Origin of the sequence: Aquibium sp. ELW1220, from assembly GCF_030398385.1 — a bacterium.
GTDB lineage: Bacteria > Pseudomonadota > Alphaproteobacteria > Rhizobiales > Rhizobiaceae > Aquibium.
On sequence record NZ_JAOAOQ010000014.1, the window covers coordinates 24,071 to 49,126 of the forward strand.

At 67.7% G+C, this 25,056-nt stretch carries 24 protein-coding genes; 21 read left to right on the forward strand and 3 right to left on the reverse strand.

What is annotated here, in order from left to right; all coding sequences use genetic code 11:
* Window positions 1-397: 397 nt before the first annotated feature.
* The 14 genes from kynU (at window position 398) to N1F91_RS14305 (ending at window position 13,751) form a co-directional block, all read left to right on the forward strand.
* Window positions 398-1,591 carry a kynureninase gene (gene kynU, locus N1F91_RS14240; protein ID WP_289993011.1) on the forward strand — a complete coding sequence of 398 codons (1,194 nt, stop codon included), beginning with the start codon at window positions 398-400 and terminating at the stop codon, window positions 1,589-1,591.
* Window positions 1,588-2,424 (forward strand): tryptophan 2,3-dioxygenase, encoded by an 837-nt coding sequence (gene kynA, locus N1F91_RS14245; protein ID WP_289993012.1) that lies wholly within the window; start codon window positions 1,588-1,590, stop codon window positions 2,422-2,424. The genes kynU and kynA overlap by 4 nt, the downstream gene beginning before the upstream one ends.
* A gap of 95 nt (window positions 2,425-2,519) precedes the next feature.
* Complete coding sequence (locus N1F91_RS14250) at window positions 2,520-3,656, forward strand: ABC transporter substrate-binding protein (RefSeq protein WP_289993013.1); 1,137 nt, start codon at window positions 2,520-2,522, stop codon at window positions 3,654-3,656.
* 204 nt (window positions 3,657-3,860) lie between these two features.
* Window positions 3,861-4,781, forward strand: coding sequence for a branched-chain amino acid ABC transporter permease (locus tag N1F91_RS14255; protein ID WP_289993014.1), 921 nt, complete (start codon window positions 3,861-3,863; stop codon window positions 4,779-4,781).
* A gap of 9 nt (window positions 4,782-4,790) precedes the next feature.
* Window positions 4,791-5,762 (forward strand): branched-chain amino acid ABC transporter permease, encoded by a 972-nt coding sequence (locus N1F91_RS14260; protein ID WP_289993015.1) that lies wholly within the window; start codon window positions 4,791-4,793, stop codon window positions 5,760-5,762.
* On the forward strand, window positions 5,755-6,504 hold the full coding sequence (locus N1F91_RS14265) for an ABC transporter ATP-binding protein (protein WP_289993016.1): 750 nt from the start codon (window positions 5,755-5,757) through the stop codon (window positions 6,502-6,504). Before N1F91_RS14260 ends, N1F91_RS14265 begins: the two co-directional genes overlap by 8 nt.
* Window positions 6,501-7,190, forward strand: a complete 690-nt coding sequence (locus N1F91_RS14270) for an ABC transporter ATP-binding protein (RefSeq protein WP_289993017.1) — start codon at window positions 6,501-6,503, stop codon at window positions 7,188-7,190. The genes N1F91_RS14265 and N1F91_RS14270 overlap by 4 nt, the downstream gene beginning before the upstream one ends.
* A 16-nt stretch (window positions 7,191-7,206) precedes the next feature.
* On the forward strand, window positions 7,207-7,617 hold the full coding sequence (locus N1F91_RS14275; RefSeq protein ID WP_289993019.1) for a RidA family protein: 411 nt from the start codon (window positions 7,207-7,209) through the stop codon (window positions 7,615-7,617).
* Window positions 7,618-7,701: 84 nt separating this feature from the next.
* The gene (locus N1F91_RS14280; RefSeq protein ID WP_289993021.1) at window positions 7,702-8,859 is read left to right on the forward strand and encodes an ATP-binding protein; all 1,158 of its coding nucleotides are present in this window, start codon (window positions 7,702-7,704) and stop codon (window positions 8,857-8,859) included.
* A gap of 74 nt (window positions 8,860-8,933) precedes the next feature.
* A complete protein-coding gene (locus N1F91_RS14285) occupies window positions 8,934-9,809 on the forward strand; it encodes a DMT family transporter (protein WP_289993022.1) in 876 nt (291 codons plus the stop codon).
* A gap of 154 nt (window positions 9,810-9,963) precedes the next feature.
* Window positions 9,964-10,746 (forward strand): ABC transporter ATP-binding protein, encoded by a 783-nt coding sequence (locus N1F91_RS14290; RefSeq protein WP_289993023.1) that lies wholly within the window; start codon window positions 9,964-9,966, stop codon window positions 10,744-10,746.
* Window positions 10,746-11,465 carry an ABC transporter ATP-binding protein gene (locus N1F91_RS14295; protein ID WP_289993025.1) on the forward strand — a complete coding sequence of 240 codons (720 nt, stop codon included), beginning with the start codon at window positions 10,746-10,748 and terminating at the stop codon, window positions 11,463-11,465. The genes N1F91_RS14290 and N1F91_RS14295 overlap by 1 nt, the downstream gene beginning before the upstream one ends.
* Window positions 11,458-12,489 (forward strand): branched-chain amino acid ABC transporter permease, encoded by a 1,032-nt coding sequence (locus N1F91_RS14300; RefSeq protein ID WP_289993026.1) that lies wholly within the window; start codon window positions 11,458-11,460, stop codon window positions 12,487-12,489. Before N1F91_RS14295 ends, N1F91_RS14300 begins: the two co-directional genes overlap by 8 nt.
* Window positions 12,486-13,751 (forward strand): branched-chain amino acid ABC transporter permease, encoded by a 1,266-nt coding sequence (locus N1F91_RS14305; RefSeq protein WP_289993027.1) that lies wholly within the window; start codon window positions 12,486-12,488, stop codon window positions 13,749-13,751. The genes N1F91_RS14300 and N1F91_RS14305 overlap by 4 nt, the downstream gene beginning before the upstream one ends.
* A gap of 18 nt (window positions 13,752-13,769) precedes the next feature.
* Here N1F91_RS14305 and N1F91_RS14310 read toward each other — a convergent pair whose 3' ends face one another.
* Window positions 13,770-14,138 (reverse strand): DUF1801 domain-containing protein, encoded by a 369-nt coding sequence (locus tag N1F91_RS14310; protein ID WP_289993028.1) that lies wholly within the window; start codon window positions 14,136-14,138, stop codon window positions 13,770-13,772.
* 209 nt (window positions 14,139-14,347) lie between these two features.
* Here N1F91_RS14310 and N1F91_RS14315 point away from each other — a divergent pair, with 209 nt between their 5' ends.
* Both N1F91_RS14315 and N1F91_RS14320 read left to right on the forward strand, forming a co-directional pair.
* Window positions 14,348-14,737: a nucleotidyltransferase domain-containing protein gene (locus N1F91_RS14315; protein ID WP_289993029.1), complete on the forward strand. Its 390-nt coding sequence runs from the start codon at window positions 14,348-14,350 to the stop codon at window positions 14,735-14,737.
* A complete protein-coding gene (locus tag N1F91_RS14320; RefSeq protein ID WP_289993031.1) occupies window positions 14,734-15,216 on the forward strand; it encodes a hypothetical protein in 483 nt (160 codons plus the stop codon). Before N1F91_RS14315 ends, N1F91_RS14320 begins: the two co-directional genes overlap by 4 nt.
* 85 nt (window positions 15,217-15,301) lie before the next feature.
* On the opposite strand, the gene N1F91_RS14325 is transcribed toward N1F91_RS14320, so the two are convergent.
* Window positions 15,302-16,513 carry an ABC transporter substrate-binding protein gene (locus N1F91_RS14325; RefSeq protein ID WP_289993033.1) on the reverse strand — a complete coding sequence of 404 codons (1,212 nt, stop codon included), beginning with the start codon at window positions 16,511-16,513 and terminating at the stop codon, window positions 15,302-15,304.
* Between the two features lie 286 nt (window positions 16,514-16,799).
* Between N1F91_RS14325 and aztC the strand changes: the two genes are divergently transcribed.
* Window positions 16,800-17,831: a zinc ABC transporter substrate-binding protein AztC gene (gene aztC, locus N1F91_RS14330; RefSeq protein WP_289993035.1), complete on the forward strand. Its 1,032-nt coding sequence runs from the start codon at window positions 16,800-16,802 to the stop codon at window positions 17,829-17,831.
* Window positions 17,832-17,912: 81 nt separating this feature from the next.
* On the opposite strand, the gene N1F91_RS14335 is transcribed toward aztC, so the two are convergent.
* On the reverse strand, window positions 17,913-18,374 hold the full coding sequence (locus N1F91_RS14335) for an Lrp/AsnC family transcriptional regulator (protein ID WP_289993037.1): 462 nt from the start codon (window positions 18,372-18,374) through the stop codon (window positions 17,913-17,915).
* A 145-nt stretch (window positions 18,375-18,519) separates the two neighbouring features.
* On the opposite strand from N1F91_RS14335, the gene N1F91_RS14340 reads away from it, so the two are divergent.
* The 4 genes from N1F91_RS14340 (at window position 18,520) to N1F91_RS14355 (ending at window position 25,055) form a co-directional block, all read left to right on the forward strand.
* Window positions 18,520-21,966: an indolepyruvate ferredoxin oxidoreductase family protein gene (locus tag N1F91_RS14340; RefSeq protein WP_289993039.1), complete on the forward strand. Its 3,447-nt coding sequence runs from the start codon at window positions 18,520-18,522 to the stop codon at window positions 21,964-21,966.
* Window positions 21,967-22,114: 148 nt separating this feature from the next.
* Window positions 22,115-23,413, forward strand: coding sequence for an FAD-dependent oxidoreductase (locus tag N1F91_RS14345; protein WP_289993040.1), 1,299 nt, complete (start codon window positions 22,115-22,117; stop codon window positions 23,411-23,413).
* A gap of 61 nt (window positions 23,414-23,474) precedes the next feature.
* Window positions 23,475-24,452: a TRAP transporter substrate-binding protein gene (locus N1F91_RS14350; protein WP_354670544.1), complete on the forward strand. Its 978-nt coding sequence runs from the start codon at window positions 23,475-23,477 to the stop codon at window positions 24,450-24,452.
* Window positions 24,453-24,533: 81 nt separating this feature from the next.
* Entirely contained in the window at window positions 24,534-25,055 is a 522-nt protein-coding gene (locus N1F91_RS14355; RefSeq protein ID WP_289993041.1) for a TRAP transporter small permease, read from the forward strand.
* The last annotated feature ends 1 nt before the right edge of the window (window position 25,056 follow it).

Sequence of the window (25,056 nt, forward strand, 5' to 3'; positions counted from 1 at the left end):
CGGCATCGGCGGGGCGGGTCCCCGTGTTCGGCAGGTTTCCTCGGTGGGATGGTTCGTCGTCGGATGGACCGTCTTTCCTGCACGGTCGCGTACCCCCACCCCTTACCCCTCCCCACAAGGGGGAGGGGGAATGGCGGGCGTCGCGGCTTGCCGCCCACGAGATCGACGAAGCGTCAACGCCGGCGCCCCCCTCCCCCTTGTGGGGGTCCGTAGGACGGGCGAGACAAGCGGCTCGCCCCGGCAGGGTAAGGGGTGGGGGTAACGCCCTGCATCACGACAACCAATGCCGCAAGGGCAATCTCCCAGGCCGCGGCAACCATCCGGGCCGAAACACCCAGGGCGGTCACCGCCCTCGCCACCCGGCCCATCCCCGCACACGCATGGCGGCAGTGTACCCATGACCGATTTCGACGCGACCCGCGCCCTCTTCGACCTGCCCGACGGCGTCCTCTATCTCGACGGCAACTCGCTCGGGCCGCTGCCTCGCGCTGCGCGGGAGCGAGTGGCGCGGGAGGTGTCGCATGGCTGGGGGACGCTGCTGATCCGCGGCTGGAACGAGGCCGGCTGGATCGACCTGCCGCAGGTGGTGGGCGACAAGATCGCCCGGCTGGTCGGCGCGCCGGCGGGCTCGGTGGTGGCGGGCGATTCCACGTCGGTGAATCTCTTCAAGGCGTTGACGGCGGCTCTTTCGCTGTCGGGCGAACGCAAGGTCGTGCTGTCGGACAGCGGCAACTTCCCGACCGACCTTTATGTCGCGCAGCAGGCGCTGGCGGCGCTCGGCCGCGGCCACGAACTCAGGATCGTGGCGCCCGATGAGGTCGACGGCGCGATCGACGAGACGGTGGCGGTGCTGATGCTGACGCAGGTCGACTATCGCAGCGGCCGGCTGCACGACATGGCGGCCCTGACCGCGAAGGCGCATGCGGCGGGTGCGGTGACCGTCTGGGACCTCGCCCATTCGGCGGGCGCCCTGCCCGTCGACCTTTCCGGCGCGGGCGCCGACTTCGCCATCGGCTGCGGCTACAAGTATCTGAACGGCGGCCCCGGCGCGCCGGCCTTCATCTACGTCCGCCCCGGGCACGCCGAGCAGGTCTCGCCCGCGCTCGCCGGCTGGATGGGCCATGCCGCGCCCTTCGCCTTCGATCTCGGCTACGCGCCTGCCGCCGGCGTCAACCGGATGCGGGTGGGAACGCCGCCGATCCTGTCGATGGCCTCGCTCGACGCCGCGCTCGACGTCTGGGACGGCGTGTCGATGGCCGACGTCCGGGCGCGGTCGATCGAGCTGTCGGAGACCTTCGTCGCCGAAGTGGAGGCGCGCTGCCCGCAGCTGACGCTCGCCTCGCCGCGCGATCCGGAGTTGCGCGGCAGCCAGGTGTCGTTCGCCTTCTCCGAGGGTTATGCGGCCATGCAGGCGGCGATCGCCAATGGCGTGGTCGGCGATTTCCGCGCTCCCGACATCATGCGCTTCGGCTTCACGCCGCTCTATGTCGGCCTCGACGACGTGCTTCGCGCCGCCGCGACGCTGGAGCGCGTGATGGGCGAGCGGCTGTGGGATCGTCCGGAATTCAAACAGCGGGCCAAGGTGACATGAGCGCTCCACACGATCCCTCGACGGAAGGCGCGGTGACCGATTTCGCGCGGCGGATGTCCTATTCGGACTATCTGAAGCTCGACGGCATTCTGGCCGCGCAAGCGCCGCTGTCGTCGTCGCCCGACGAGATGCTGTTCATCATCCAGCACCAGACGTCGGAACTGTGGATGAAGCTCGCGATCCACGAACTGACGGCGGCGATGGCGGCCATCGCGCGCGACGATCTGCGCCCGGCCTTCAAGATGCTGAGCCGGGTCTCGCGCATCTTCGAGCAGCTGAACGGGGCCTGGGACGTGCTGCGCACCATGACGCCCAGCGAATACACGCGCTTCCGCTCGGCGCTCGGCCAGTCGTCGGGCTTCCAGTCCTGGCAGTACCGGGCGATCGAGTTCCTGGCCGGCAACCGCAACCTCGCGATGCTGAAGCCGCATGGGCACGACGCGACGACGACCGCAGTGCTCGAGGGAATTCTCGCCAGGCCCAGCCTCTACGACGAGGCGATCCGGCTGCTCGTCCGCGAAGGCTTCGACCTGTCGGACGAACCGGAGCGGCCGGTGCTGCGCGAGCAGCGGGTGGCGAGCGATGTCGTGATGGGTGCGTGGAAGGCGGTCTACCAGGACCCGGAGCGCCACTGGGCGCTCTACGAACTGGCCGAGAAGCTGGTGGATTTCGAGGACTATTTCCGCCGCTGGCGCTTCAACCACGTGACGACGGTCGAGCGGATCATCGGGCTGAAGCGCGGCACCGGCGGCACCGGCGGGGTTTCCTACCTGCGGCGGATGCTTGAGGTGGAACTCTTTCCGGAATTGTGGAAAGTCAGGACGGAACTTTGAGCGGCGGAGAGCCGCCGAAGCAGGGAATGCCGGACACAGGTCGCGCAAGGCGGCAGCCGGACAAAAGCCAGAGGGCAAGAAAAGGGAGACTGACCATGAACAAGATCATTGCGGCGGGGCTGTTGGGCCTCGGCATGAGCGTGAGCGGGCTGGCGTTTGCCGAGCCAGTCAAGATCGGCATGATCACCACGCTGTCGGGCGGCGGCGCCGGTCTCGGCATCGACGTGCGCGACGCCTTCGCGCTCGCCATGAAGCAGGCGAACAATCCCGACGTGACGGTCGTCACCGAGGACGACGCGATGAAGCCGGAGATCGCGGTGCAGATCGCCGACAAGATGATCCAGAGCGAAAAGGTCGACATCCTGACCGGCATCATCTGGTCGAACCTCGCCATGGCGGTCGTGCCGAGCGTCACGGGCCAGGGCATCATCTACCTGTCGCCGAATGCCGGCCCCTCGCCGCTGGCGGGCGCCAACTGCAACGCCAATTACTTCAACGTCGCCTACCAGAACGACAATTTCCACGAGGCGATGGGCGAATACGCGAACGCGGACTACAAGAAGGTGTTCATCCTGGCGCCGAACTATCCGGCCGGCAAGGACTCGCTCACCGGCTTCAAGCGCTTCTACAAGGGCGAGCTCGCCGGCGAGGTCTACACCCAGCTCGGCCAGACCGACTATGCGGCCGAAATCGCGCAGATCCGTGCCTCGGGCGCCGACGCGGTGTTCTTCTTCCTGCCGGGCGGCATGGGCATCGCCTTCACCAAGCAGTGGGCGCAGTCGGGCGTCGACCTGCCGCTGATGGGTCCGGCCTTCTCGTTCAGCCAGGACGTTCTGCCGGCGATCGGCGATGCCGCCCTCGGCGTCAAGAACTCGGCCTCCTGGTCGCACGACCTCGACAACGCGGCCAACAAGGCCTTCGTGGCGGCCTTCCAGGCCGAGTACAGCCGCCTGCCCTCGGTCTACGCCGCGCAGGCCTATGACACCGCGAACCTGATCCTGTCGGCCATGGGCAAGGCGTCGATCTCCGACAAGGACGCCTTCAGGGCGGCGCTGAAGGAGGCCGACTTCGACAGCGTTCGCGGCTCCTTCAAGTTCAACACCAACCAGCACCCGATCCAGAACATCTACGTGCGCGAGGTGGTGAAGGAAGGCGACGTGCTGACCAACAAGATCATCGGCACCGCCTTCGAGAACCACGAGGACGCCTACGCCAAAGACTGCAAGATGTGACGGCCGCCTTCTCCCCGCCCGCGGGGAGAAGGTCCCGGCAGGGGATGGGGGGCGGCGCAGCGTGCATCGCCTTGACGGGCGACGCCTCGCCTCCGCACGACCCAACGCGGCCCCTCACCCTTACCCTCTCCCCGCAGGCGGGGAGAGGAATCGTCCACGCCGCGAGCGGCACCGCAGACAGAGCCCATTCGAGTTCCCGCAACCGTGCAAACCGCCCTCCTCATCGAGCAGATCCTCAACGGCCTGCAGTTCGGCGTCATGCTGTTTCTGATGGCGGCCGGGCTGACGCTGATCTTCGGCGTCATGGGGCTGATCAACCTCGCGCACGGCTCGCTCTACATGGTGGGCGCCTTCGCCTGCGCGACGGTGGCGGCAGCCACCGGCTCGTTCTGGCTCGGGCTGATCGCCAGCCTGGCGGCAGCGGCGGCGGCCGGCGCGCTCATCGAGGTCACGGTGATCCGGCGGCTCTACGACCGCGACCATCTCGACCAGGTGCTCGCGACCTTCGCGCTGATCCTGGTCTTCTCGGAAGGCACGCGCTGGGTGTTCGGCTCGATCCCGCTCTATCTCAACATCCCGCCGCTTCTGTCCGGCGCCATTCCGCTGCCCGGCGGTTCGGCCTATCCGCTCTATCGCGTGGCGATCATCGGCGTCGGGATCGCGGTGGCGGTCGGGCTGCATCTGCTCATCACCCGCACCCGGCTCGGCATGCGCATCCGCGCAGGCGAGAGCGACCGGGAGATGATCGGCGCGCTCGGCGTCGACATCCGCACGCTCTACACCGTCGTCTTCGCGCTCGGCGCGGCACTTGCCGGGCTTGCCGGCGCCCTGGTCGGCGCGATCCAGTCCGTGCAGGTGGGCATGGGCGAGCCTGTGCTAATCCTCGCCTTCGTCGTCATCGTCATCGGCGGCATCGGCTCGATCCACGGCGCGCTCGTCGGCGCGCTGCTCGTCGGGCTGATCGACACGCTCGGGCGCTTCCTCCTGCCGGTGGCGCTCGCCGCCTTCATGGGGCCGTCGGCGGCGGCCAGCATCGGCGCCTCGCTCGCCTCGATCCTGATCTACGTCTTCATGGCGCTGGTGCTGGCGATCCGCCCGCGCGGCCTGTTTGCCGCTGCCGGCTGAGGTGAGACCGTGAGCCGCGAAACCCTGATCAGCCTCGTCATCGTGCTCGCGCTGCTCGCCATACCGCTCTGGGCGACGGCGGTGGGCGAGACCTTCTACATCACGCTCGCCACCCGCATGGCGATCCTGGCGCTGGCGGCGGTCGGCCTGAATATCGCGCTCGGCCTCGGCGGGCTTGTCTCCTTCGGCCATGCGGCGTTCTTCGGTATCGGCGGCTATGCCGCCGGCATACTGGCCAGCCACGCCTTCAACATGGAGCCGCTGCCCTTCGGCCTGCCTGGAACCAATGCCATGCCGGTGATCTGGGCCACGGCCATCGTGGCGTCGGGGCTCGTGGCGTTGGCAATCGGCGCCATAAGCCTGAGGACCGCGGGCGTCTACTTCATCATGATCACGCTCGCCTTCGCACAGATGATCTTCTACTTCGCCATCTCCTGGCCGGCCTATGGCGGCGAGGACGGTCTGTCGATCTTCGTCCGCAACCAGTTTCCAGGCGTCAACACGCTGGACGGGCTCACCTTCTTCTTCGTCTGTTTCGGGCTGCTCATGGCCGGCCTGCTGCTGTTTTCCCTGCTGCGCGATTCGCGCTTCGGCGCAGCGCTGCAGGCGGCGCGGCAGAACGAGCGGCGGCTGGCAACCGTCGGCATCGCGCCCTATCGCATAAGGCTCGCCGCCTTCGTCATCTCGGCGATGGTGACCGGCGTGGCAGGCGCGCTGTTTGCCGACCTCAACCGCTTCGTCAGCCCGTCAATGCTGTCGTGGCACATGTCGGGCGAACTGATCGTGCTGATCATCCTCGGCGGGGTCGGACGGCTGGCCGGGCCGGTGGCGGGCGCGATGCTCTACGTCGCGTTCGAATATTTCCTCGGCGGCATCACCGAGCGCTGGCAGCTGTTCCTCGGCCTGCTCCTGCTCGCCGTGGTGCTGTTTGCGCGCGGCGGCGTCGTCGGACTTCTGGCCGGAAAGGCACGCCATGGCTGAGCCGGTCCTGCAGCTTTCGAACCTGACCAAGACCTTCGGCGCGCTGAAGGCGACGGACGACGTCTCGCTCGACCTGCGACCCGGCGAGATTCACGCGCTGATCGGGCCGAACGGCGCCGGCAAGTCGACGCTGATCCACCAGATCGCCGGCAGCCTCAAGCCCGACACGGGCACGATCCGCTTTCTCGGTCGCGACGTCGGCGCGCTCGGCGTGCCCGAGAGGGCGCGGATCGGGCTCGGACGAACGTTCCAGATCTCCTCGCTGACGCCGGAATTCTCCGCGCTGCGCAACGTGATGCTCGCAGTCCAGGCGCGCCAGGGCACGAGCTTCCGCTTCTTCCGGCCGGTAATGCGCGACCGGTCGCTGACCGAGCCCGCGATGGCGATGCTGGAGCGGGTCGGGCTGGCGGACCGCGCGACGATCCCCGCCGCCGAACTGTCGCATGGCGAGCGGCGGCAGCTCGAAATCGCCATCGCGCTGGCGCTGGGCTCGAAGGCCTTCCTGCTCGACGAGCCGATGGCCGGCATGGACCCGGAAGGCTCCAAGACTCTCACCGGCTTCCTCGACCAACTGCGGCAGGAGGCGCCGATCCTGCTCGTCGAGCACGACATGGACGCCGTCTTCGCGCTGGCCGACCGCATCTCGGTGCTGGTCTACGGCCGGGTGATCGCGACCGGCAGCGTGAGCGAGATCCGCAACGACGCCGAGGTACGCCGCGCCTACCTTGGAGAGGAGGCATGACGATGCTCCTCGACGTTTCCGGCATCGAGACCTTCTATGGCGCGAGCCAGGCGCTGTTCGGCGTCGACCTCACGGTCGGCGAAGGCGAAGTGGTGGCGCTGATGGGCCGCAACGGCATGGGCAAGACTACGACGATCCGCTCGATCTGCCGGCTCAATCCGCCGCGCAAGGGGCGCATCGCCTTCGACGGCCGCGACACCGCCGGCCTGCGCGCCTTTCGGGTGGCGCGGCTGGGCATCGGCCTGGTGCCGGAAGGCCGCCGCTGTTTTCCCAACCTCACCGTGCGCGAGAACCTCGTCGCGGCCGCACGGCCGGGCCAGTGGACGCTTGCGCGCATCGAGACGCTGTTCCCGCGGCTCGCCGAACGGCGCGATCAGTTCGCCTCGACGCTGTCGGGCGGCGAGCAGCAGATGCTGGCGATCGGCCGGGCGCTGATGACCAATCCGCGGCTGCTGATCCTCGACGAGGCGACGGAGGGGCTGGCCCCGGTCATCCGCCACGACATCTGGGCCTCGATCCGGACCCTTAAGGCCGAGGGACAGTCGATTCTCGTCGTCGACAAGACGATGGCCGAGCTTCTGCCGGTCGCCGACCGCTGCACCATCATCGAGAAGGGCCGCACCGCCTGGACCGGCGTGCCGGCCGCCCTCACCGACGACATTCGCGACCGCCTTCTTGGCGTCTGACTGGAGGAAAACCCCAATGGCGAACACGCCCGAATCGCGGGAACTGCACCCGTCGCACTGGAAGCCGGCCAAGGGCTATGCCAACGGCATGCTCGCACAGGGGCGCACCGTCTGGGTCGGCGGGCAGATCGGCTGGAACGGCGACCAGGTGTTCGAGACCGACGACTTCGTCGGCCAGGTGCGCCAGGCGCTGGAGAATATCGCCGCCGTGCTCGCGGAGGCCGGCGCGGAGCCGCGCCACCTGGTGCGGCTGACCTGGTTCGTCACCGACAAGGCCGAGTATCTCGCCCGGCTGCCCGAGATCGGCCAGGCCTACCGCGCGGTGATGGGCAAGCATTTTCCGGCGATGACCATGGTGCAGGTGGTGGCGCTGATCGAAGACCGCGCCAAGGTGGAGATCGAGGCGACGGCGGTGCTGCCGGGGTGAGGATACCGCCTTCGTTCGCCCGTTGAAGCGCCCGCGCCCGCCTTTTTCCTTGCAAATTTAAAATCCTGCTTTAAATTTACAAGGATGTTTCGGCGCATTCACCTCGATCGCGTTCTGGCGGCTCTGAATGGGCGCGCCGCGGTCGCCCTGCTCGGTCCGCGCCAGGTCGGCAAGACGACGCTCGCCCTCGAGATCGCCGAGCGCATGCCCTCCGTCTACCTGGACCTGGAGCGGCCCTCCGATCTTGCGAAGATCCAAAACGCCGACCTCTATTTCGAGAGCATTCCCGACCGGCTGATCATCCTTGATGAGATCCAGCGATTGCCGGACCTGTTTCCGGTGCTGCGCAGCCTGATCGACATCAACCGGCGTCGCGGACGCCGGACAGGTCAATTCCTCCTCCTGGGATCGGCCGGCAACGAGCTGCTGCGCCAGTCGTCGGAGTCGCTCGCGGGCCGCATCGCCTATATCGACCTCCCGCCGCTCAACCTGCTCGAAGTGGGCAGCGATCGCATGGACGCATTGTGGACGCGCGGCGGCTTTCCCGAAGCGTTCCTCGAGCAGGCGGAGAGTTTCGACTGGCGCCTCGATTTCATCCGCACCTACCTCGAAAGGGACATTCCATCGCTGGGGCCGCGCATCGCGGCGACCACGCTTCGCCGCTTCTGGACGATGCTGGCGCATCACCAGGGACAGATCTTCAACGCCTCCAATCTCGCCGGCTCGCTGGGCGTGACCAGCCCGACGGCCGCGAGCTATCTCGACCTTATGGTGGACCTGCTCCTCGTCCGCAGGCTGCAGCCATGGTTCACGAATGTCGGCAAGCGGCTGGTCAAGAGTCCGAAGACCTATGTCCGCGACAGCGGGATCGTGCACGCCCTGCTCGGGCTGAAGGATCGCGACGACGTCCTTGGCCATCCGGTGGCGGGCGGCAGCTGGGAGGGCTTCGTCATCGAGAACCTTCTTGCGGTCGCCCCCAATGGTACGGAGCCCTCTTTCTACCGGACCAGTGCCGGGGCAGAGATTGACCTGCTGCTCCGCTTCGGCAAGGAACTCTGGGCGATCGAGGTGAAGCGCAGCAGCGCGCCTGCACTCACGAAGGGCTTCCACCACGCCTGCGACGACGTCAAGCCGACGGCCCGGTTCCTGGTCTATCCGGGCACCGAGGCCTTTCCACTGCGCGACGAGGTGACGGCGCTCCCGCTCGCAGACCTCATGAACCGCCTTCGCGCGCACGGGTGAACGGGCCCTCTGGCCCAACATCCGCCCGTCGGCGCGGGCTTGCGGCACCGTCCGAGCTTTGCCACAGACGGGCGATGAACGATCAAGCCTCACTTCCGAAGGCAGCGCTCTGGATGGGCGGCTGGCTTGCGCTGATGCTGACCATGACGGTGGCGGGGCGGGAAGCCACGCGCGAGCTCGACGTCTTCCAGATTATGGTCATGCGCTCGGCCATCGGGCTCGTGCTGCTGATGCCGCTGGTCATGCTGGCGGGCGGCTTCCGGACGCTTCGCACGACGGCGTTCTTCCAGCATGTCGGCCGCAACGTCGTCCACTACACCGGCCAGTATCTCTGGCTCTATGCGCTGGCGCTGATCCCGATCGCGCAGCTGATCTCGATCGAGTTCACTATGCCGATCTGGACGGCGATCCTGGCCGCGCTCTTCCTCGGCGAGCGCATCGGCTGGCGCAAATCGGCGTCGATCGCGCTCGGTCTCGCGGGCGTTGCGATCATCGTGCGACCGGGCGCCGACACGATCAATCTCGGCCAGCTGCTGGCGCTTGCCTCGGCAGTGACCTTCGCGATCTCCGTGATCATGGTCAAGGCGCTGACGCGGCGCGACAGCGTCACCACCATCATCTTCTGGATGCTGGTCATCCAGTCGGTACTCGGGCTGGTGCCCGCGCTCCTGGTCTGGAAGACGCCGACGGCGCAGGACTGGCCCTGGGTGCTGCTCGTCGCCTTCTGCGGCACCTTCTCGCATTACTGCATGGCGCGGGCCATGGTGCACGCCGAGGCGACGATTGTCGTGCCGATGGACTTCCTGCGCGTGCCGCTCGCCGCCGTCGTGGGCTATCTCGTCTATGCCGAGGCGATCGACGTCTTCACGGCACTCGGAGCAGCGCTCATCCTGTTCGGCAACATGCTGAACCTGCGACGCGGCGGGACGGCACGCATCCCCCCTAAATGACGCAAGGGACGTGGGGATAAGCCCCGAAAGCAGGCGCGCAAGCCGGCTTTTCCTTGTCAAGCGCCGCTGGGCCAGTCTATCACCGGGCTCATCCGGGACGAGGAAAACAGGCGCAGCAAGCGCCGCGCCCGGCTGAAGGGAGTCCGGCGCGCGCATGCCGACCATCATCGACGTCCAGGACGTGTCGAAGCGCTTCGGCAACGTGCTTGCGGTCGACCACTGCTCGCTGTCGGTCGAGAAGGGTTCGATCACCGGGCTGATCGGTCCCAATGGCGCGGGCAAGACGACGCTGTTCAACATGGTGGCGGGCGCTTTCGCCCCCTCGTCCGGCCGGATCCTGCTCGACGGCGAGGATGTGACCGGGCTGAAGGCGCACGAGCTGTTCGGGCGCGGCCTGCTGCGCACCTTCCAGATCGCGCAGGACTTCTCCAACATGACGGCGATCGAGAACCTGATGATGGTTCCGGCCGGCCAGACCGGAGAGAGCCTGTTCTCGGCCTGCTTCCGCCGCGGCGCCGTGATGGCGCAGGAAGCCGACGTGCGCCGCCGCGCCGAGGAGGTGATCGACGTCATCCGCCTCGGCCATGTGAAGAACGAGAGGGCGGGCAATCTCTCGGGCGGGCAGAAGAAGCTGCTCGAACTTGGCCGCGTTATGATGGCCCAGCCCCGTGTCGTGCTGCTCGACGAGATCGCGGCCGGCGTCAACCGGACGCTGCTCAACGACCTCGCCGCCGTGGTGCAGCGGCTCAACCGCGAGGAGGGCCTGACCTTCTTCGTCATCGAGCACGACATGGACCTGATCGCCAGGCTCTGCGACCCCGTCATCGTGATGGCGGCGGGCAGCGTCATGATGCAGGGGCCGATGTCGCAGATCCGCAACGATCCGGAAGTGATCGAGGCCTATTTCGGCGGCTCGCCGGCCGCGGAGGCGAACTGATGCCCCTGCTCGAGATGACCAACATCCATGGCGGATATGGCGGCGCCAACATCCTCAACGGCGTGTCGATCGCCATCGATGCAGACCAGATCGGCGTCATCGTCGGCCCCAACGGCGCCGGCAAGTCGACGACGCTGAAGGCGCTGTTCGGGCTCTTGAAGGTCGGCGAGGGCAGCGTCGTCTTCGACGGCAGGACGGTCACCAACATGGCGCCGGAGAAGCTGGTGCTGGAAGGCCTGTCCTACGTGCCGCAGGAGTTCAACGTGTTTCCGACCATGTCGGTGGAGGAGAACCTGGAGATGGGCGCCTATGTGCGCCGCGACGGCTTCCGCCACCTGATCGACCAGGTCTACGGCTTCTTCCCGCCGCTGAAGGACAAGCGCCGCCAGCCGGCCGGCGAACTGTCGGGCGGACAGCGCCAGATGGTGGCGATCGGCCGCGCGCTGATGACGGAGCCGCGGCTGCTGCTGCTGGACGAGCCGACCGCCGGGCTGTCGCCGCGCTACATGGGCGAGATCTTCGACCGCATCATCGCGGTCAACAAGGCAGGCGTCGGCATCCTGATGGTGGAGCAGAACGCCCGCCAGGCGCTGGCGCTGGCGCATCGGGGCTTCGTGCTGGCCGGGGGCCAGAACCGCTTCACCGGCACCGGCGCGGAGCTGCTCGCCGATCCGGACGTGGCGAAGAGCTTTCTCGGCGGAGGAGCCGACCATGCCTGAGGCCGGGCTGCTCGCCATCCTGCCGATGAACGAGATCGTGTTCTTCCTGAACAAGGTCGTCATCGCCGGTTTCATCATCGGCTCGGTCTACGCGCTCGGCGCCGTCGGGGTGACGCTGATCTTCGGCATCCTGCGCTTCGCGCATTTTCCGCATGGCGACATGATGACGGCCGGCGCCTTCGTGGCGCTGGTGCTGCTGTGGATTTTCCCCGGCGCAGGTGCTGCGGTCGGGCTGCCGACGGCCTTCGTGCTGATGCCGATCGCCATGGCGGTCACCGCGCTCTTCGCGGTCGGTCTCGACCGGACGTTCTACCGGCCGATGCGAAAGGCCGGGGTGAAGCCCGTCGTCATGGTCATGACCTCGATCGGCGTCATGCTGATGATGCAGGGGCTGCTGCGGCTCTTCGCGGGAACCGGCACGCGCCAGCTCTATGTCGACACCGACGCCAAGGACATCTACCGCATCCCGCTCGGCGGCCGCGACCTCGTGATCACCGAGCCGCAGCTGCTGCTCTTCGCCACCACGATCGTCGCGGTCGTGGCGCTGCACCTGTTTCTCACCCGCTCGCGCATGGGCAAGGCGATGCGTGCCGTCTCCGACAATCCGGATCTCGCGCGCGTCTCGGGCATCTCGATCGACCACGTGGTGCGCACCACCTGGCTGATCGCGGGGGCACTCGCGGCGGCCGGCGGCACGCTGCTCGCGCTCGACGTGACGCTGAAGCCGGACCTCTCCTACAACATCATCCTGCCGATCTTCGCGGCCGCCATCGTCGGCGGCGTCGGGCAGCCCTACGGGGCGATCGCCGGCGGGCTGCTCGTCGGCTTCAGCGAGACGCTGGCGGTGTTCAACTGGTCGGTGCTGCTGCGTCCGCTGCGGCCCTACCTGCCCGAGTTCATCGAGATCCCGGCCAAGCTCGCCTTCGTGCCGACCGAATACAAGATCGTCGTGCCCTTCTTCATCCTGGTCGCGGTGCTGATCTGGCGGCCGACCGGCATCTTCAAGGGGAGGGTCAACATTTGAGCCCGTCGCTGCGCGAAGCCGGCCTCTTCGCCGGACTTGCCCTCCTCGTCGCCGGCATCTTCGCCTGGCTCGGCGCCGCCTATGGGGTGCGGATGCTGGCGGAAGCCGCCTGCTACGCCATCATCGCGCTCGGCCTCACCATCCAGTGGGGCTATGCGGGCCTGTTCAACGTCGGCCTGATGGGCTTCGTGGCGATCGCCGCCTTCACCACGGTGCTCGTCTCCTTCCCGGTCAACGACGCCTTCTGGCAGGGCGACGGGCCGGTGATGCTCGGCCAGGTCGCGCTGACCCTCGTGATCGGCGTCGCCGTGACGATCCTTTTGTCGCGCTCGACCCGGATCGGCCTGCCGAAGGGCCTGCGCACGGCGCTGACGCTGGTGGCCGCCGCGATCACCTATCTCGCGGTGCAGGGCCAGCTCGATCCGGCCGCGACGCTGATCGAGCGGGAGGCGGGCTTCGTCGGCGGCCTCGGCCTGCCGGTGTGGATGGGGTGGGTGGCCGGCGGGCTTGTGGCCGGGCTGCTCGGCTGGGCGATGGGGCGCATCACGCTCGGGCTCAGGGCCGACTATATGGCGATTGCCACGCTCGGCATCGCCGAGATCGTCAAGGCTTTCCTCAAGAACGCCGACTGGCTGACGCGCGGCACGCTGACCGTCTCTCCCCTGCCCTGGCCGGTGCCGACGCCGCAGGAACTCGGCTTCGTCGCTTCGCGCTCCGCCTACCTGGCGGTGACGGCGGTGATGATCGTCGTGCTCTACGTGCTGCTGGAGCGGGCGTGGCATTCGCCCTGGGGCCGGATGATGCGGGCGATCCGCGACAACGAGGTCTCGGCAGCGGCCATGGGCAAGGACATCAACCGGCGCCGGCTGGAGATGTTCATCGTCGGCAACTTCATCATCGGGCTCGGCGGCGCGGCGCTGATCACCTTCACGACGATCTTCGACCCGTCATCCTTCGCGCCGCTCAACCACACCTTCCTGATCTGGGTGATGGTGATCCTCGGCGGCGCCGGCAACAATCTCGGCGCCATCTTCGGCGCGCTGCTGGTCTACGTCATCTGGATCATGTCGGAGCCGGTGGCGGTGTTCCTGTTCACCACCGCCGAACAGTGGGGCGAAAGCCTGTTCGGATGGGAGGCGCCGTCCGACCTCTACACCCGCGCCCTGCAGATGCGCGTCTTCGTCATCGGGCTGACGATCACGCTGGTGCTGCGCTTCGCGCCGAAGGGTCTCTTGCCGGAGAAGGTGGTCAAGTACGACTGACGCAGCACAGCGCGCGGGTCAGGCCGGCTCGCGCTCCCGGCGCAGGCGGGCGACCTGGGCGGCAACGATCATCTCGATGACGTCGAAGGGCACCTCGGTTCCCAGCGGGAAGCGGACCGTGTCCTTCCAGTCCCGCCACGGCGCGACCTTCTCCTCGAAGTCGGCGGAGCCGCGGTAGACCGGATAGAGGCCGACATGCTTCTTCCAGGCGGCATAATAGACGATGCTGGACCCTTCGAGCAGAGCGGTGGGCATGCCATAGCGGATCGCCTCCTGCGCACCGGGGGCGGCTGCGGCGATCAGTTCCCTGATCCGGCCCATGATCGAGCGCGGGAGGTCGGGAAGCGATTCAAGGTAAGTGTCTACGGAATCGAACGTCTTTGCCATGGCCATGCCCCGATCACGGTGGCCGGATCATAAGCAGGCTTCCGGCTGAACGTCCATCGGATCGTTGCGCCCGGCGGCTTTCGCAGCGGCATCGCGGCGTGGCTGCAACGGTCGCCGGACCGGGCCCGCGACGATCACGCCGGTACCGTGCTTCGCGCCGGAGGGGCTGCTGGCGAAGAAGGTGGTGACGTGGCGTCGAAGGTGGTCGCTTGCCGCGACTGCCCGGCTCGGCTATTTTTTTGGCCGGGAGCATAGCAGGAACCATCATGTCCAGCATCGTCACGGTTCCGGAGCGGAAGGCCAGAGAGACAGAGCGTCGTCGTCAGGCGGCCGCTGCGGTCATCGAGGATCTCCGGGATTTCGTCAGAGCGCACGGCGGCCGGTTCTACGTGTTCGGTTCGGTTGCCGAAGACAGGCTGCGCTACAACAGCGATGTCGACATCCTCATCGACGTTCCTCCAGCCTTCGAACGTGCGGCATGGGAGCATGCGGAAGAAGCCGGACGACGCCACCGCATCGCCGTCGACATCCTGACGACGGCCTACGCCTCGCCGGCTTTCGTCGATCGCGTGAAGTCGTGCTCGATCGTGATCGCATGAGCGACGCACGCTGGTCGGACGTCGGAGCCGCCTGCCATTCCGCGGTCCTGCATTTCCGCAATTCGCTCGAACTCTACGAGCGCGGCGGCTTCGATGCGCCGGGTCTCGAAGGCTACATGGCTTCGATGGCGATGATGCATGCCATGCAGGCAGGACATACGTCGGCGGAAGCCGCGCTCAAGCGCATCCTGGACATCCTCGGCGAGGAGCGGCCGACCGGAGAGGACTGGCACGAGACGCTGATCCTGAGGCTGGCTCGGCCGATGGAGGGCAGCCGAAAACGGCCGGCCGTCCTTTCGCGCGAGACTGCGGCGGCGCTGCAGGAGACGCGGCGCTTCCGCCACATCGCCGCGCACGGGTACGACCGCTTCGACCCCGGTCTCGCCGCGCCATCCTTGCGGGCGGCGCGTGACATCGCAGAAAGGATGGAGGCCGAGATCAAGCGCTTCAGAGAGATCGTCGACCCCGACCAGGGCTGACGACCTTCGACAGCACTGCACTTCCCAAAGGAAAGGCCCGGGCGGTCGCCCGCCCGGGCCTTCTGTCTCGTCCGCAAGCCAGGCCTTACTTGACTTCGCCGACTTCCTTGAAGCCCTTGCCCTCGACGACCATCTCGATGATGACGCCCGGAACGTCGCCGGCGGCGTCGAACTCCTGCGCGCCCGAGGCGCCCTCGTAGTTGATGTCGGTGCCTTCGGCGAGGAGCTTCTTCGCCTTCTCCCATTCACCCGGATAGATCGGCTCGCCCGGCGCGGAGGCCACTTCGCGCAGCGCCGCGCTCAGGCCCTCGCGACCGGCCGAGCCATTCTTCTGGATCGCGAGCGCGAGCAGGAAGGCGGCGTCGTAGGACTGCGGGCCGAAGGAGGCCTCGGGATCGATGCCGCCCGCTTTGGCGAGGTCGGCATAGAGCGACGTGCCCGGGGTCTCGGCGCGGCCGATCTTGGTGCCGATGAAGCCGTCGAGCTTGCCTTCGCCGATGGCGGTGACGAGGCTATCGCCGACCATGCCGTCACCGCCGGCGAAGTTGGCGAAGTCGCCGCTCTCCAGCGCCTGGCGGACGATGGTCTGGCCCGAGCCGTCGACATAGGCGAGCACGACCAGCATGTCGGCGCCCGACGAGGCGAGCGAACCGATTTCGGCGCGGTAGTCGGCCTTGCCGTCCTCATGCGCCTCGTTGGCCGCGACCGTGCCGCCAAGCGCCTCGAAGGACGACTTCAGCGCGTCGGCATAGCCCTTGCCGTAGTCGTTGTTGACGTAGGTGACCGCGATGGTGTCGTGGCCCTTGGCCTTGAGGATCTTGGCCAGCACCTCGCCCGAATAGGCATCCGACGGAGTGGTGCGGAACAGGAGGTCGTTGTCCTGCACGGCGGTCACCGCCGGCGAGGTGGCGGACGGCGACACGATGACGACGTTGCCGGGAATGGCTGCGCTGTTGGCGGCCGCGATCGTCTCGCCCGAGCAGAGCGGACCGACGAGTGCCGTCACGTTCTCGGCGTTGACCATTCGGTCTGCGGCGTTGGAGGCCGCGGTGGCGTCGATGCAGGTGGAATCGGCCGAGACGATCGACAGCTGGCCGTCGAGGATGCCGCCCTGGGCGTTGACGTGGTCGACGGCCAGCTTCGCGGCGTCGAAGATCGGCGGCACGAGGCTTTCGATCGGGCCGGTGAAGCCGCCGAGGAAGCCGAGCTTGACGTCCTCGGCCTGTGCGGCACCGGCCGCGACGAGCGCCGTCGTCGCGACGGTCGCGGCGATCAGGCTGCGAAACGCGTTACGCATGAAGATTCTCTCCCATATGTCCGTGAATGTCTGTCCGGGTTCCGGACTGCCGTTCCCGCACGCCGGACCTGCGGCGGAAACCGTGGCGCGATATTGGAAGGGCGAATTTCGTTTGTAAAGCACAACCGGGCGGCCGCGCGCGGCGCGCGCCCTGCCGCAGAGGCAGGAGCGCGCCGACGAACCCCTTGACGAATGTAATAACATTACACTATGTCGGAGGGGCCGGAGCGGTCCCCTCTCCTCCCCCCGCGCGGATGGCCCGGCGCAGTCGTACAAGGAGCACGAGATGCGTTCGTTCATGCTTGCCCTCGCGGGCTCGGTCTTCCTCGCCCCGGCCATGCATTCCGGCGCGGCCGCCGAGCCGCTGAAGGTGGTCGCCAGCTTTTCCATCATCGGCGATCTCGCCCGCAACGTCGGCGGCGACCGGATCGAGCTGACCACATTGGTCGGTCCCAACGGCGACGCGCATGTCTACGAGCCGCGGCCGGCCGATGCAGCCGCCGTCGCAAGGGCCGACGTCGTCCTGATCAACGGCCTGCATTTCGAAGGCTTCCTGTCGCGGCTGACGGAGGCCAGCGGCAAGGACGTGCCGGTCGTGGAACTGACGCGCGGCGTGACGCCGATCGCGATGGACGAGGACGGTCACCATCACGAGGACGGCGATGGGGAAGAGGCCAAGGCCGACGACCACGGGCACGACCACGCCGAGGGCGAGGACGACCACGCGAAGGAAGCGGCGGACGGGCACGACCATGACGAGGCCGGACATGGCCATGAACACGAGGGCGGCGTCGATCCGCATGCCTTCCAGTCGGTGCCGAACGTGACGATCTATGTGCGCAACATCGCCGATGCCTTCTGCGACCATGATCCGGCGGGCTGCGACGGCTATCGCCAGAACGCCGCCACCTACACGGCCAGGCTCGACGCGCTCGATGCCGAAATCCGCGCGATCATCGGCTCGATCCCGCAAGACAAGCGCAGGGTGATCACCTCCCACGACGCCTTCGGCTATTTCGCCGCCACCTACGGCATCACCTTCCTGGCGCCGGAGGGGATCTCCACCGAGGCGGAGGCGTCGGCCACCGATGTCGCCGCGCTGATCCGCCAGATCCGCGAGGACAAGGCGTCGGCCGTCTTCGTCGAGAACATCACCAACACGCGGCTGATCGAGCAGATCGCCAGCGAGACCAAGCTGACGATCGGCGGCACGCTCTATTCGGACGCGCTGTCGGATGCCGACGGCCCGGCCGGCACCTATATCGACCTGATGCGCCACAATGCCGAGACCATCGCGGGCGCCATCTCCGGCAGCTGAACGCTCTCCGCAACCTCGGGGCGGTTCGCAGATGCGACCGCCCCCTTTCTTACGCAAGACGTGTCGCCGAGCCGGGCGACGTCACAGCGCGATCGCCGTCTCCTGCTTGATCTCCTTCAGCACCAGATTGGTGCGCACTGTGGCGACGCCGGGCAGGCGGAACAGGAATCGTTCGAGAAACTCGTTGTAGGCGGCGAGGTCGGCGCAGACGACGCGCAAATGGTAGTCCGCCTCGCCGGTGGTGGCATGGCAGTCGAGCACCTCGGGGCGGCGGCGCACCTCGGCGATGAAGGTCTCGACGTTCCGCCCGTCATGGCGCGTCAGCGTGACGTGGACGATGGCATGGAATGTCCTGCCGATGCGCGCCGGATCGACGATGGCGCAATAGCGGCGGATGATGCCGGCATCCTCCAGCGCCTTCACCCGCCGCCAGCAGGCCGAAGCCGACATGCCGGCGATCTCGGCGAGTTGCTGGTTCGACAAGCGGCTGTCGGCCTGCAGGGCGTTGAGGATGCGCCGGTCCGCGTCGCCGATCTCGTCCATGAAGAAGACCTTCTCCGAGAATTTTCACCATCTGGGTGGGATATAGCGGCTGAACGTTTCGCAGACGAGCCGTACGGCGACCATTCTGGTGACTTTTTCCGATCGTCGACGGGTAAAATGATCCGGATACCCAATGGGAGGTCCCATGACGGCACACGACCCCATCCGCGATCTGTCCCGCTATCGCCTGCAGGACCGCTACACGCAGCCGGCGGGCCGCGTGTTCATGACCGGCACGCAGGCGCTGGTGCGCGTCGTCCTCGACCAGGCGCGGCGCGACCGGGCGGCAGGCCTCAACACCGCCGGCTTCGTTTCGGGCTATCGCGGCTCGCCTTTGGGCGGGCTCGACCTCGAGCTCTGGCGCTCGAAAAAGCTGGTGGAGGAGAACCGGATCGAGTTCCTGCCCGCCGTCAACGAGGATCTGGCGGCCACGGCGGTGCTCGGGTCGCAGCAGGTCGAGATCGATCCGAACCGCACCGTCGATGGCGTGTTCGCGCTGTGGTACGGCAAGGGACCGGGCGTCGACCGCGCCGGCGACGCGCTGAAGCACGGCAATGCCTACGGCTCCTCGCCGCATGGCGGCGTGCTGGTGGTGGCGGGCGACGACCATGGCTGCGTCTCGTCCTCGATGCCGCACCAGTCGGACGTCGCCTTCATGGCCTGGTTCATGCCGACGCTGAACCCGGCGAGCGTGGCCGAGTATCTCGCCTTCGGAGCGTGGGGCTACGCGCTGTCGCGCTTTTCCGGCATGTGGGTCGGGTTCAAGGCGATTTCGGAGACGGTCGAGTCCGCGGCCTCGGTGGAGCTTGCGCCCGATCGCGTCTTTGCGGTGCCCGACTTCACGCCGCCTGCCGGCGGGCTGCACTATCGCTGGCCGGATCTCCCCGGCCCGCAGATCGAGGAGCGGATGGAGGCCAAGAAGCAGGCCGTCTTCGCCTTCGCCGAGGCAAACCCGATCGACCGCCCCCTCCACGACATCGGGGACGCCCGCTTCGGCATCGTCACCACCGGCAAGGGCCATCTCGACCTGATGGAAGCGCTCAGGCTGCTGGGCATCGGCGAGGCGGAGTGCCGCGACCTCGGCATCGACGTCTACAAGGTTGGCATGGTCTGGCCGCTGGCGCGGCGCGACGCGCTCGATTTCGTGCGCGGCAAGGAGGAGGTGCTGGTCCTCGAGGAGAAGCGCGGAATCATCGAGAGCCAGCTGAAGGAATATTTCTACGACTGGCCCGGCCACAAGCCGCGCGTGATGGTGGGCAAGCGCGACGAGACGGGCGACCGGCTGGTGCCGTGGACGGGCGAATTGTCGCCGCGGCTGCTCGTGCCGATCGTGGCGAAGCGGCTCGAAGGGCTGTTTCCCGGCCGGGGCTTTGCGGAACGGGCGGCGGAGATCGGCGGCGAGACCATTCCGGCGATCTCGGTGCCGGGCGCGACGCGCACGCCCTATTTCTGCTCGGGCTGCCCGCACAACACCTCGACCAAGGTGCCCGAAGGCTCGAAGGCGCTGGCCGGCATCGGCTGCCACTTCATGGCAAGCTGGATGGACCGGGAGACGACGTCGCTGATCCAGATGGGCGGCGAAGGCGTGAACTGGGCGGCCTCCTCGCGCTTCACCGGCAAGGGTCACGTGTTCCAGAACCTCGGCGAAGGCACCTGGTACCACTCCGGCTCGATGGCGATCCGCCAGGCGGTCGCGGCCGGCGCCAACATCACCTACAAGATTCTCTACAACGACGCCGTGGCGATGACCGGCGGCCAGCCGGTGGACGGGCCGGTCTCGGTGCAGGCGATCGCCCAGTCGGTGCGGGCGGAGGGCGTGGAGCGCATCGCGCTCGTCTCCGACATGCCGGAAAAATTCCAGCCGGGCGACTTTCCCTCTGGGACGACGATCCACCACCGCCGGGAGCTCGACGCGGTGCAGCGTGAGCTGCGCGAGATCGCCGGCGTCACGGCGCTGATCTACGAGCAGACCTGCGCCACCGAAAAGCGGCGGCGGCGCAAGCGCGGCACGATGGAGAACCCGAAGACCTTCGCGGTGATCAACGAACTCGTCTGCGAGGGCTGCGGCGACTGTTCGGTGGAATCCAACTGCCTGTCGGTGGAGCCGGTCGAGACCGAATTCGGCACCAAGCGGCGCATCAACCAGTCGTCCTGCAACAAGGACCTGTCCTGTCTCAACGGCTTCTGCCCGAGTTTCGTGACGGTGGAGGGTGCGACGCGCAGGAAGAAGAGCGGCGCGGGGATCGACTTCGAAGCGCTGGCGGCCGGCCTGCCCGTGCCCGACCTGCCGTCGCTCGACAAGCCTTTCGATCTTCTGATCACCGGCGTCGGCGGCACCGGCGTCGTCACCATCGGGCAGCTGGTGACGATGGCGGCGCATCTGGAGGCGAAGGGTGCGACGGTGCTCGACTTCACCGGCTTCGCGCAGAAGTTCGGCCCCGTGCTTTCCTTCGTGCGGCTGGCGCGGTCGCCCGACGCGATCCATCAGGTGCGGATCGATGCCTGTTCGGCCGATGCGTTGATCGGCTGCGACGTGGTCGTGTCGTCCTCGCCCAAGGCGTCTGCGACCTACCGGCCGGGCATGAAGGCGGCGGTGAACCTGGCGAAGATGCCGACCGGCGACATCGTGCGCCGGCGCGACGCCGACCTCGCCGTCGACCGGCGGATCTCCGCCATCGCCAGCGTGACCGGACGGCAGGCGCTGACGGCGGTGGACGCCAACCACCTCGCCGAGAAGCTCTTCGGCGACAGTGTCTTTGCGAACGTGATGATGCTCGGTTTCGCCTGGCAGCAGGGGCTGGTGCCGGTGTCGCTGGCCGCACTCGGCCAGGCGATCGAGCTCAACGGCGTGGCGACCGAGACCAACCACCGCGCCTTCCTGGCCGGGCGCGTGGCGCAGGCCATGCCCGAGCGGCTGGACGGCCTGCTGGCGCCGAAGACGCCGGCGAAGGAGACGCTCGACCAGATCGTGACGCGGCGCGAGGCCTTCCTGACCGACTACCAGGATGCAGGCTACGCCGCGCGCTACCGCCGGACGGTGGATCGCGTGCGCCGGCTCGAGCGCGAGATCGGCAGCGAGCGGCTGACGGAGGCCGTGGCGCGGTCGTTGTTCAAGCTGATGGCCTACAAGGACGAGTACGAGGTGGCGCGGCTGCATGTGCAGACGGGCTTCGCCGAGCGGCTGGCACAGGAGTTCGAGGGTGATTTCCGCATCGTGCACCATCTGGCGCCGCCCGTGCTGCCGGCCGGCCACGATGCGCGGGGGCGGCCGCTGAAGCGCGCCTTCGGCCCCTGGATCCGCCTGCCCTTCCACGTGCTGGCGCGATTGAAGCGGCTCCGCGGCACCGTCTTCGATCCCTTCGGCCACACGGCCGAGCGGCGCATGGAGCGGGACCTGATCGGCTGGTACGAGTCGAAGGTGGACGCGGCGCTGGACCGCCTCACCCGCGACGACCACGCCCGCCTCGCCGAGGCGCTCGCGCTGCCGATGCAGATCCGCGGCTACGGGCCTGTGAAGGAAGAGGCGGCGGTGCGGATCAGGGCCGAGGTGGAGCGGATGCTGCCGAACGAGCCACGCCGATTGCCACGGTGATTCCGCATGGCCGTGCAAGCCACTGACATTGAACAACTTCCGTGTGGTCCAATGCCGTCCGGACGCTAGCCTTCCGACTGCGCCGCAAAAATCGATGTCGAGACTTCACAGATAAAACGTTGACAATTTGTCATCGTGTGACAGGATCGTGATCGACAACGCCGACGCGGGGAAGCGCATGGGTCCGGACGGATCGAGCAGCGGGACGAGACGTCCGATCGTGGTGATCGGCGCCGGCATCGTCGGCGTCTCGACCGCCATCTGGCTGCAGCGCGACGGCCACGACGTCATCCTGATCGACCGCGGTGAGCCAGGATCCGCCACGAGCTACGGCAATGGCGGCGTGCTGGCTTCCGCCTCGGTCGTGCCCGTCACCGTGCCGGGCCTGCTCGCCAGGGCGCCGCGGATGCTGTTTGATCCCGACCAGCCGCTGTTCCTCAATTGGTCCTACCTGCCGCGGCTCCTGCCCTGGCTGCGCCGCTATCTCGCGCATTGCACGCCGGAGGCAGTGAACCGCATCGCCGATGCGCTGCTGCCGATCGTTGGCGACAGTCTCGCCGACCACCAGGCGCTGTCGGCCGGCACCGGTGCGGAACGATGGGTTCGACCGTCCGACTACGTCTACATCTACAGGGACCGTGCCCATTACGAGGGTGATGCCTTCGGCTGGGGCATCCGCAGGGCGCGGGGCATCGCCTGGGACGAGATCGAGGGCGCGGCGCTGCTGGACTACGACCCTGCGCTGTCGGCTTCTCTCGGCTTTGCCGCAAGGTTCCCGAACCACGGCACGATCACCGATCCCGGACGCTATGTGCAGGATCTGGCCACCCATGTCGTCGCCAGCGGCGGACGGCTGGTGAAGGGGGAGGTGACCGACATCGTGCGCGAGAACGGGCGGGTGACCGGCGTGCGGGCGGGCGGGGAGACGATTGCCTGCGCGGCCGCCGTTCTGGCCACCGGGGTCTGGTCGAAGCGGCTTTGCGCGACGCTCGGGCTCGACGTGCCGCTCGAAAGCGAGCGCGGCTATCACGTCGAGCTGTGGGAGCCGTCGGTCACGCCGCGCAACCCGATGATGATCGCTTCCGGCAAGTTCGTGATGACGCCGATGGACGGACGGCTGCGGCTGGCGGGCATCGTGGAGTTCGGCGGGCTCGACGCGCCGGCCTCGCGCGCGCCCTTCGACCTCCTGATGAAGAACGTGACGGCCGCCCTGCCCGGCCTGACCTTCCGGAACAGGACCGAATGGATGGGACATCGGCCGGCACCGGCCGATTCGATTCCGGTCATCGGCGAGGTCCCCGGCGCGCGCGGCGCCTATCTCGGCTTCGGCCACCATCATGTCGGGCTGACGGGCGGTCCGAAGACCGGCCGCATCCTGGCGCAACTCGTTTCGGGGCGAACCCCGAACATTGACCTTGCACCCTATGCGCCTTCGCGCTTCCAATAGGACAGGGACAGACGACCACAGGGAACTTCATCCAGCAACCACAACAATGGGAGACAAGACCATGATGAAGAGCTTCAAGACACTGCTCGCCGCCACCGCCCTTGCCGGCATGGCCGCCAATGCCGCCACGGCGGAAACCTGGGACATGCCGATGGCGTACCCGGCCACCAACTTCCACTCGGAGAACGCAACGACCTTCACCGCCTGCGTGAAGGACGCCACCGGCGGGGCGCTCGACATCGTCACCCATCCGGGCGGCTCGCTGTTCTCCGGCGCCGACATCAAGCGTGCGGTGCAGACCGGCCAGGCGCCGATCGGCGAGCGGCTGCTGTCGGCCCATGCCAACGAGAACCCGCTGTTCGGGGTCGATTCGATCCCCTTCCTCGCCACCTCCTTCGCCGATTCGAAGAAGCTCTGGGAGGCGGCATTGCCGCAGCTCGAGAAGGTGCTGGCCGACCAGAACCTGGTCTACGTCTATTCGGTGCCGTGGCCGCCGCAGGGCATCTACGCCAAGAAGGACCTGAACGCGGTGGCCGACATGGCCGGCATCAAGTTCCGCGCCTACAACGCCGCGACCGCCCGCATCGCCGAACTGGCCGGCATGTCGCCGGTGCAGATCGAGGCCGCCGAACTCAGCCAGGCGCTGGCGACGGGCGTGGCCGAGGCCTTCATCTCGTCGGGCTCCACCGGCGTCGACTCGAAGGTCTGGGAGAGCCTGACGCATTTCTACGACGTGCAGGCATGGCTGCCGCGCAACGTGATCGTGGCCAACAAGGACGCCTTCGCGGCGCTCGACGAGGCCACCCGCACGGCCGTGATGGACTGCGGCGCTGCCGCCGCCGAGCGCGGCGCCACGAAGTCGGAGGAGCTGACCGCCGGCTACCTGAAGACGCTGGCCGACAACGGCATGAAGGTTGCCGGTCCAAGCGAACAGCTGCGGTCCGACCTCGCCGCCTTCGGCGCGACCATGACGGACGAATGGGTGAAGGCAGCCGGCGACGACGGCAAGGCCATCATCGACGCCTACAAGGCGAAGTAACCGCCCGCGGTTTTCCATGACGCGATCCGGCCCGGGCTTCAGGGCGCGGGCCGGATCGCCCATTCCAACCGGGGTACCGACATGGCTTCCGCAATCCGCCGCGCGCTCGACGCGGTCTACGATCTTGCCGCCATGCTCGCGGCCCTCTGCCTGGTGCTCATCCTGGCGGTCATCGTTCTCCAGATGGCCTCGCGGTGGACCGGCATTCCGTTTCACGGATCCTCCGAATATGCCGGCTACCTGATGGCGGCGGCCTCCTTCCTCGCCTTCGCGCATGCGCTGAACCACGGCGCGCACATCCGCGTCAGCCTGCTGCTCGGCGCGCTCGGGCGGTTCCGCTTCTGGGGCGAGCTCTGGGGCCTGGCGATCGGCACGGCGGCGAGCTGCTATCTCGCCTGGTACGCGGTGCGAACGGTGCACCTGTCGATCCGGTTCAACGACATCAGCCAGGGCCAGGACGCGACGCCGATCTGGATCCCGCAGCTGCCGATGGCGGCCGGCGCGATCCTGCTGGCCGTCTGTTTCGCCGACAATCTGATCACCCTCATCGCCCGCGGCCGGGACAACATCCGCGCCTCGGCGATCGAAGACGCGGCGGAGTAGG

Coding starts and splice junctions, on each gene's coding strand:
- kynU (WP_289993011.1), top strand. CDS start 398: ATGACCGATTTCGACGCGACCCGCGCCCTCTTCGACCTGCCCGACGGC.
- kynA (WP_289993012.1), top strand. CDS start 1,588: ATGAGCGCTCCACACGATCCCTCGACGGAAGGCGCGGTGACCGATTTC.
- N1F91_RS14250 (WP_289993013.1), top strand. CDS start 2,520: ATGAACAAGATCATTGCGGCGGGGCTGTTGGGCCTCGGCATGAGCGTG.
- N1F91_RS14265 (WP_289993016.1), top strand. CDS start 5,755: ATGGCTGAGCCGGTCCTGCAGCTTTCGAACCTGACCAAGACCTTCGGC.
- N1F91_RS14270 (WP_289993017.1), top strand. CDS start 6,501: ATGACGATGCTCCTCGACGTTTCCGGCATCGAGACCTTCTATGGCGCG.
- N1F91_RS14275 (WP_289993019.1), top strand. CDS start 7,207: ATGGCGAACACGCCCGAATCGCGGGAACTGCACCCGTCGCACTGGAAG.
- N1F91_RS14280 (WP_289993021.1), top strand. CDS start 7,702: ATGTTTCGGCGCATTCACCTCGATCGCGTTCTGGCGGCTCTGAATGGG.
- N1F91_RS14285 (WP_289993022.1), top strand. CDS start 8,934: ATGAACGATCAAGCCTCACTTCCGAAGGCAGCGCTCTGGATGGGCGGC.
- N1F91_RS14290 (WP_289993023.1), top strand. CDS start 9,964: ATGCCGACCATCATCGACGTCCAGGACGTGTCGAAGCGCTTCGGCAAC.
- N1F91_RS14295 (WP_289993025.1), top strand. CDS start 10,746: ATGCCCCTGCTCGAGATGACCAACATCCATGGCGGATATGGCGGCGCC.
- N1F91_RS14300 (WP_289993026.1), top strand. CDS start 11,458: ATGCCTGAGGCCGGGCTGCTCGCCATCCTGCCGATGAACGAGATCGTG.
- N1F91_RS14310 (WP_289993028.1), bottom strand. CDS start 14,138: ATGGCAAAGACGTTCGATTCCGTAGACACTTACCTTGAATCGCTTCCC.
- N1F91_RS14320 (WP_289993031.1), top strand. CDS start 14,734: ATGAGCGACGCACGCTGGTCGGACGTCGGAGCCGCCTGCCATTCCGCG.
- N1F91_RS14325 (WP_289993033.1), bottom strand. CDS start 16,513: ATGCGTAACGCGTTTCGCAGCCTGATCGCCGCGACCGTCGCGACGACG.
- aztC (WP_289993035.1), top strand. CDS start 16,800: ATGCGTTCGTTCATGCTTGCCCTCGCGGGCTCGGTCTTCCTCGCCCCG.
- N1F91_RS14335 (WP_289993037.1), bottom strand. CDS start 18,374: ATGGACGAGATCGGCGACGCGGACCGGCGCATCCTCAACGCCCTGCAG.
- N1F91_RS14340 (WP_289993039.1), top strand. CDS start 18,520: ATGACGGCACACGACCCCATCCGCGATCTGTCCCGCTATCGCCTGCAG.
- N1F91_RS14350 (WP_354670544.1), top strand. CDS start 23,475: ATGATGAAGAGCTTCAAGACACTGCTCGCCGCCACCGCCCTTGCCGGC.
- N1F91_RS14355 (WP_289993041.1), top strand. CDS start 24,534: ATGGCTTCCGCAATCCGCCGCGCGCTCGACGCGGTCTACGATCTTGCC.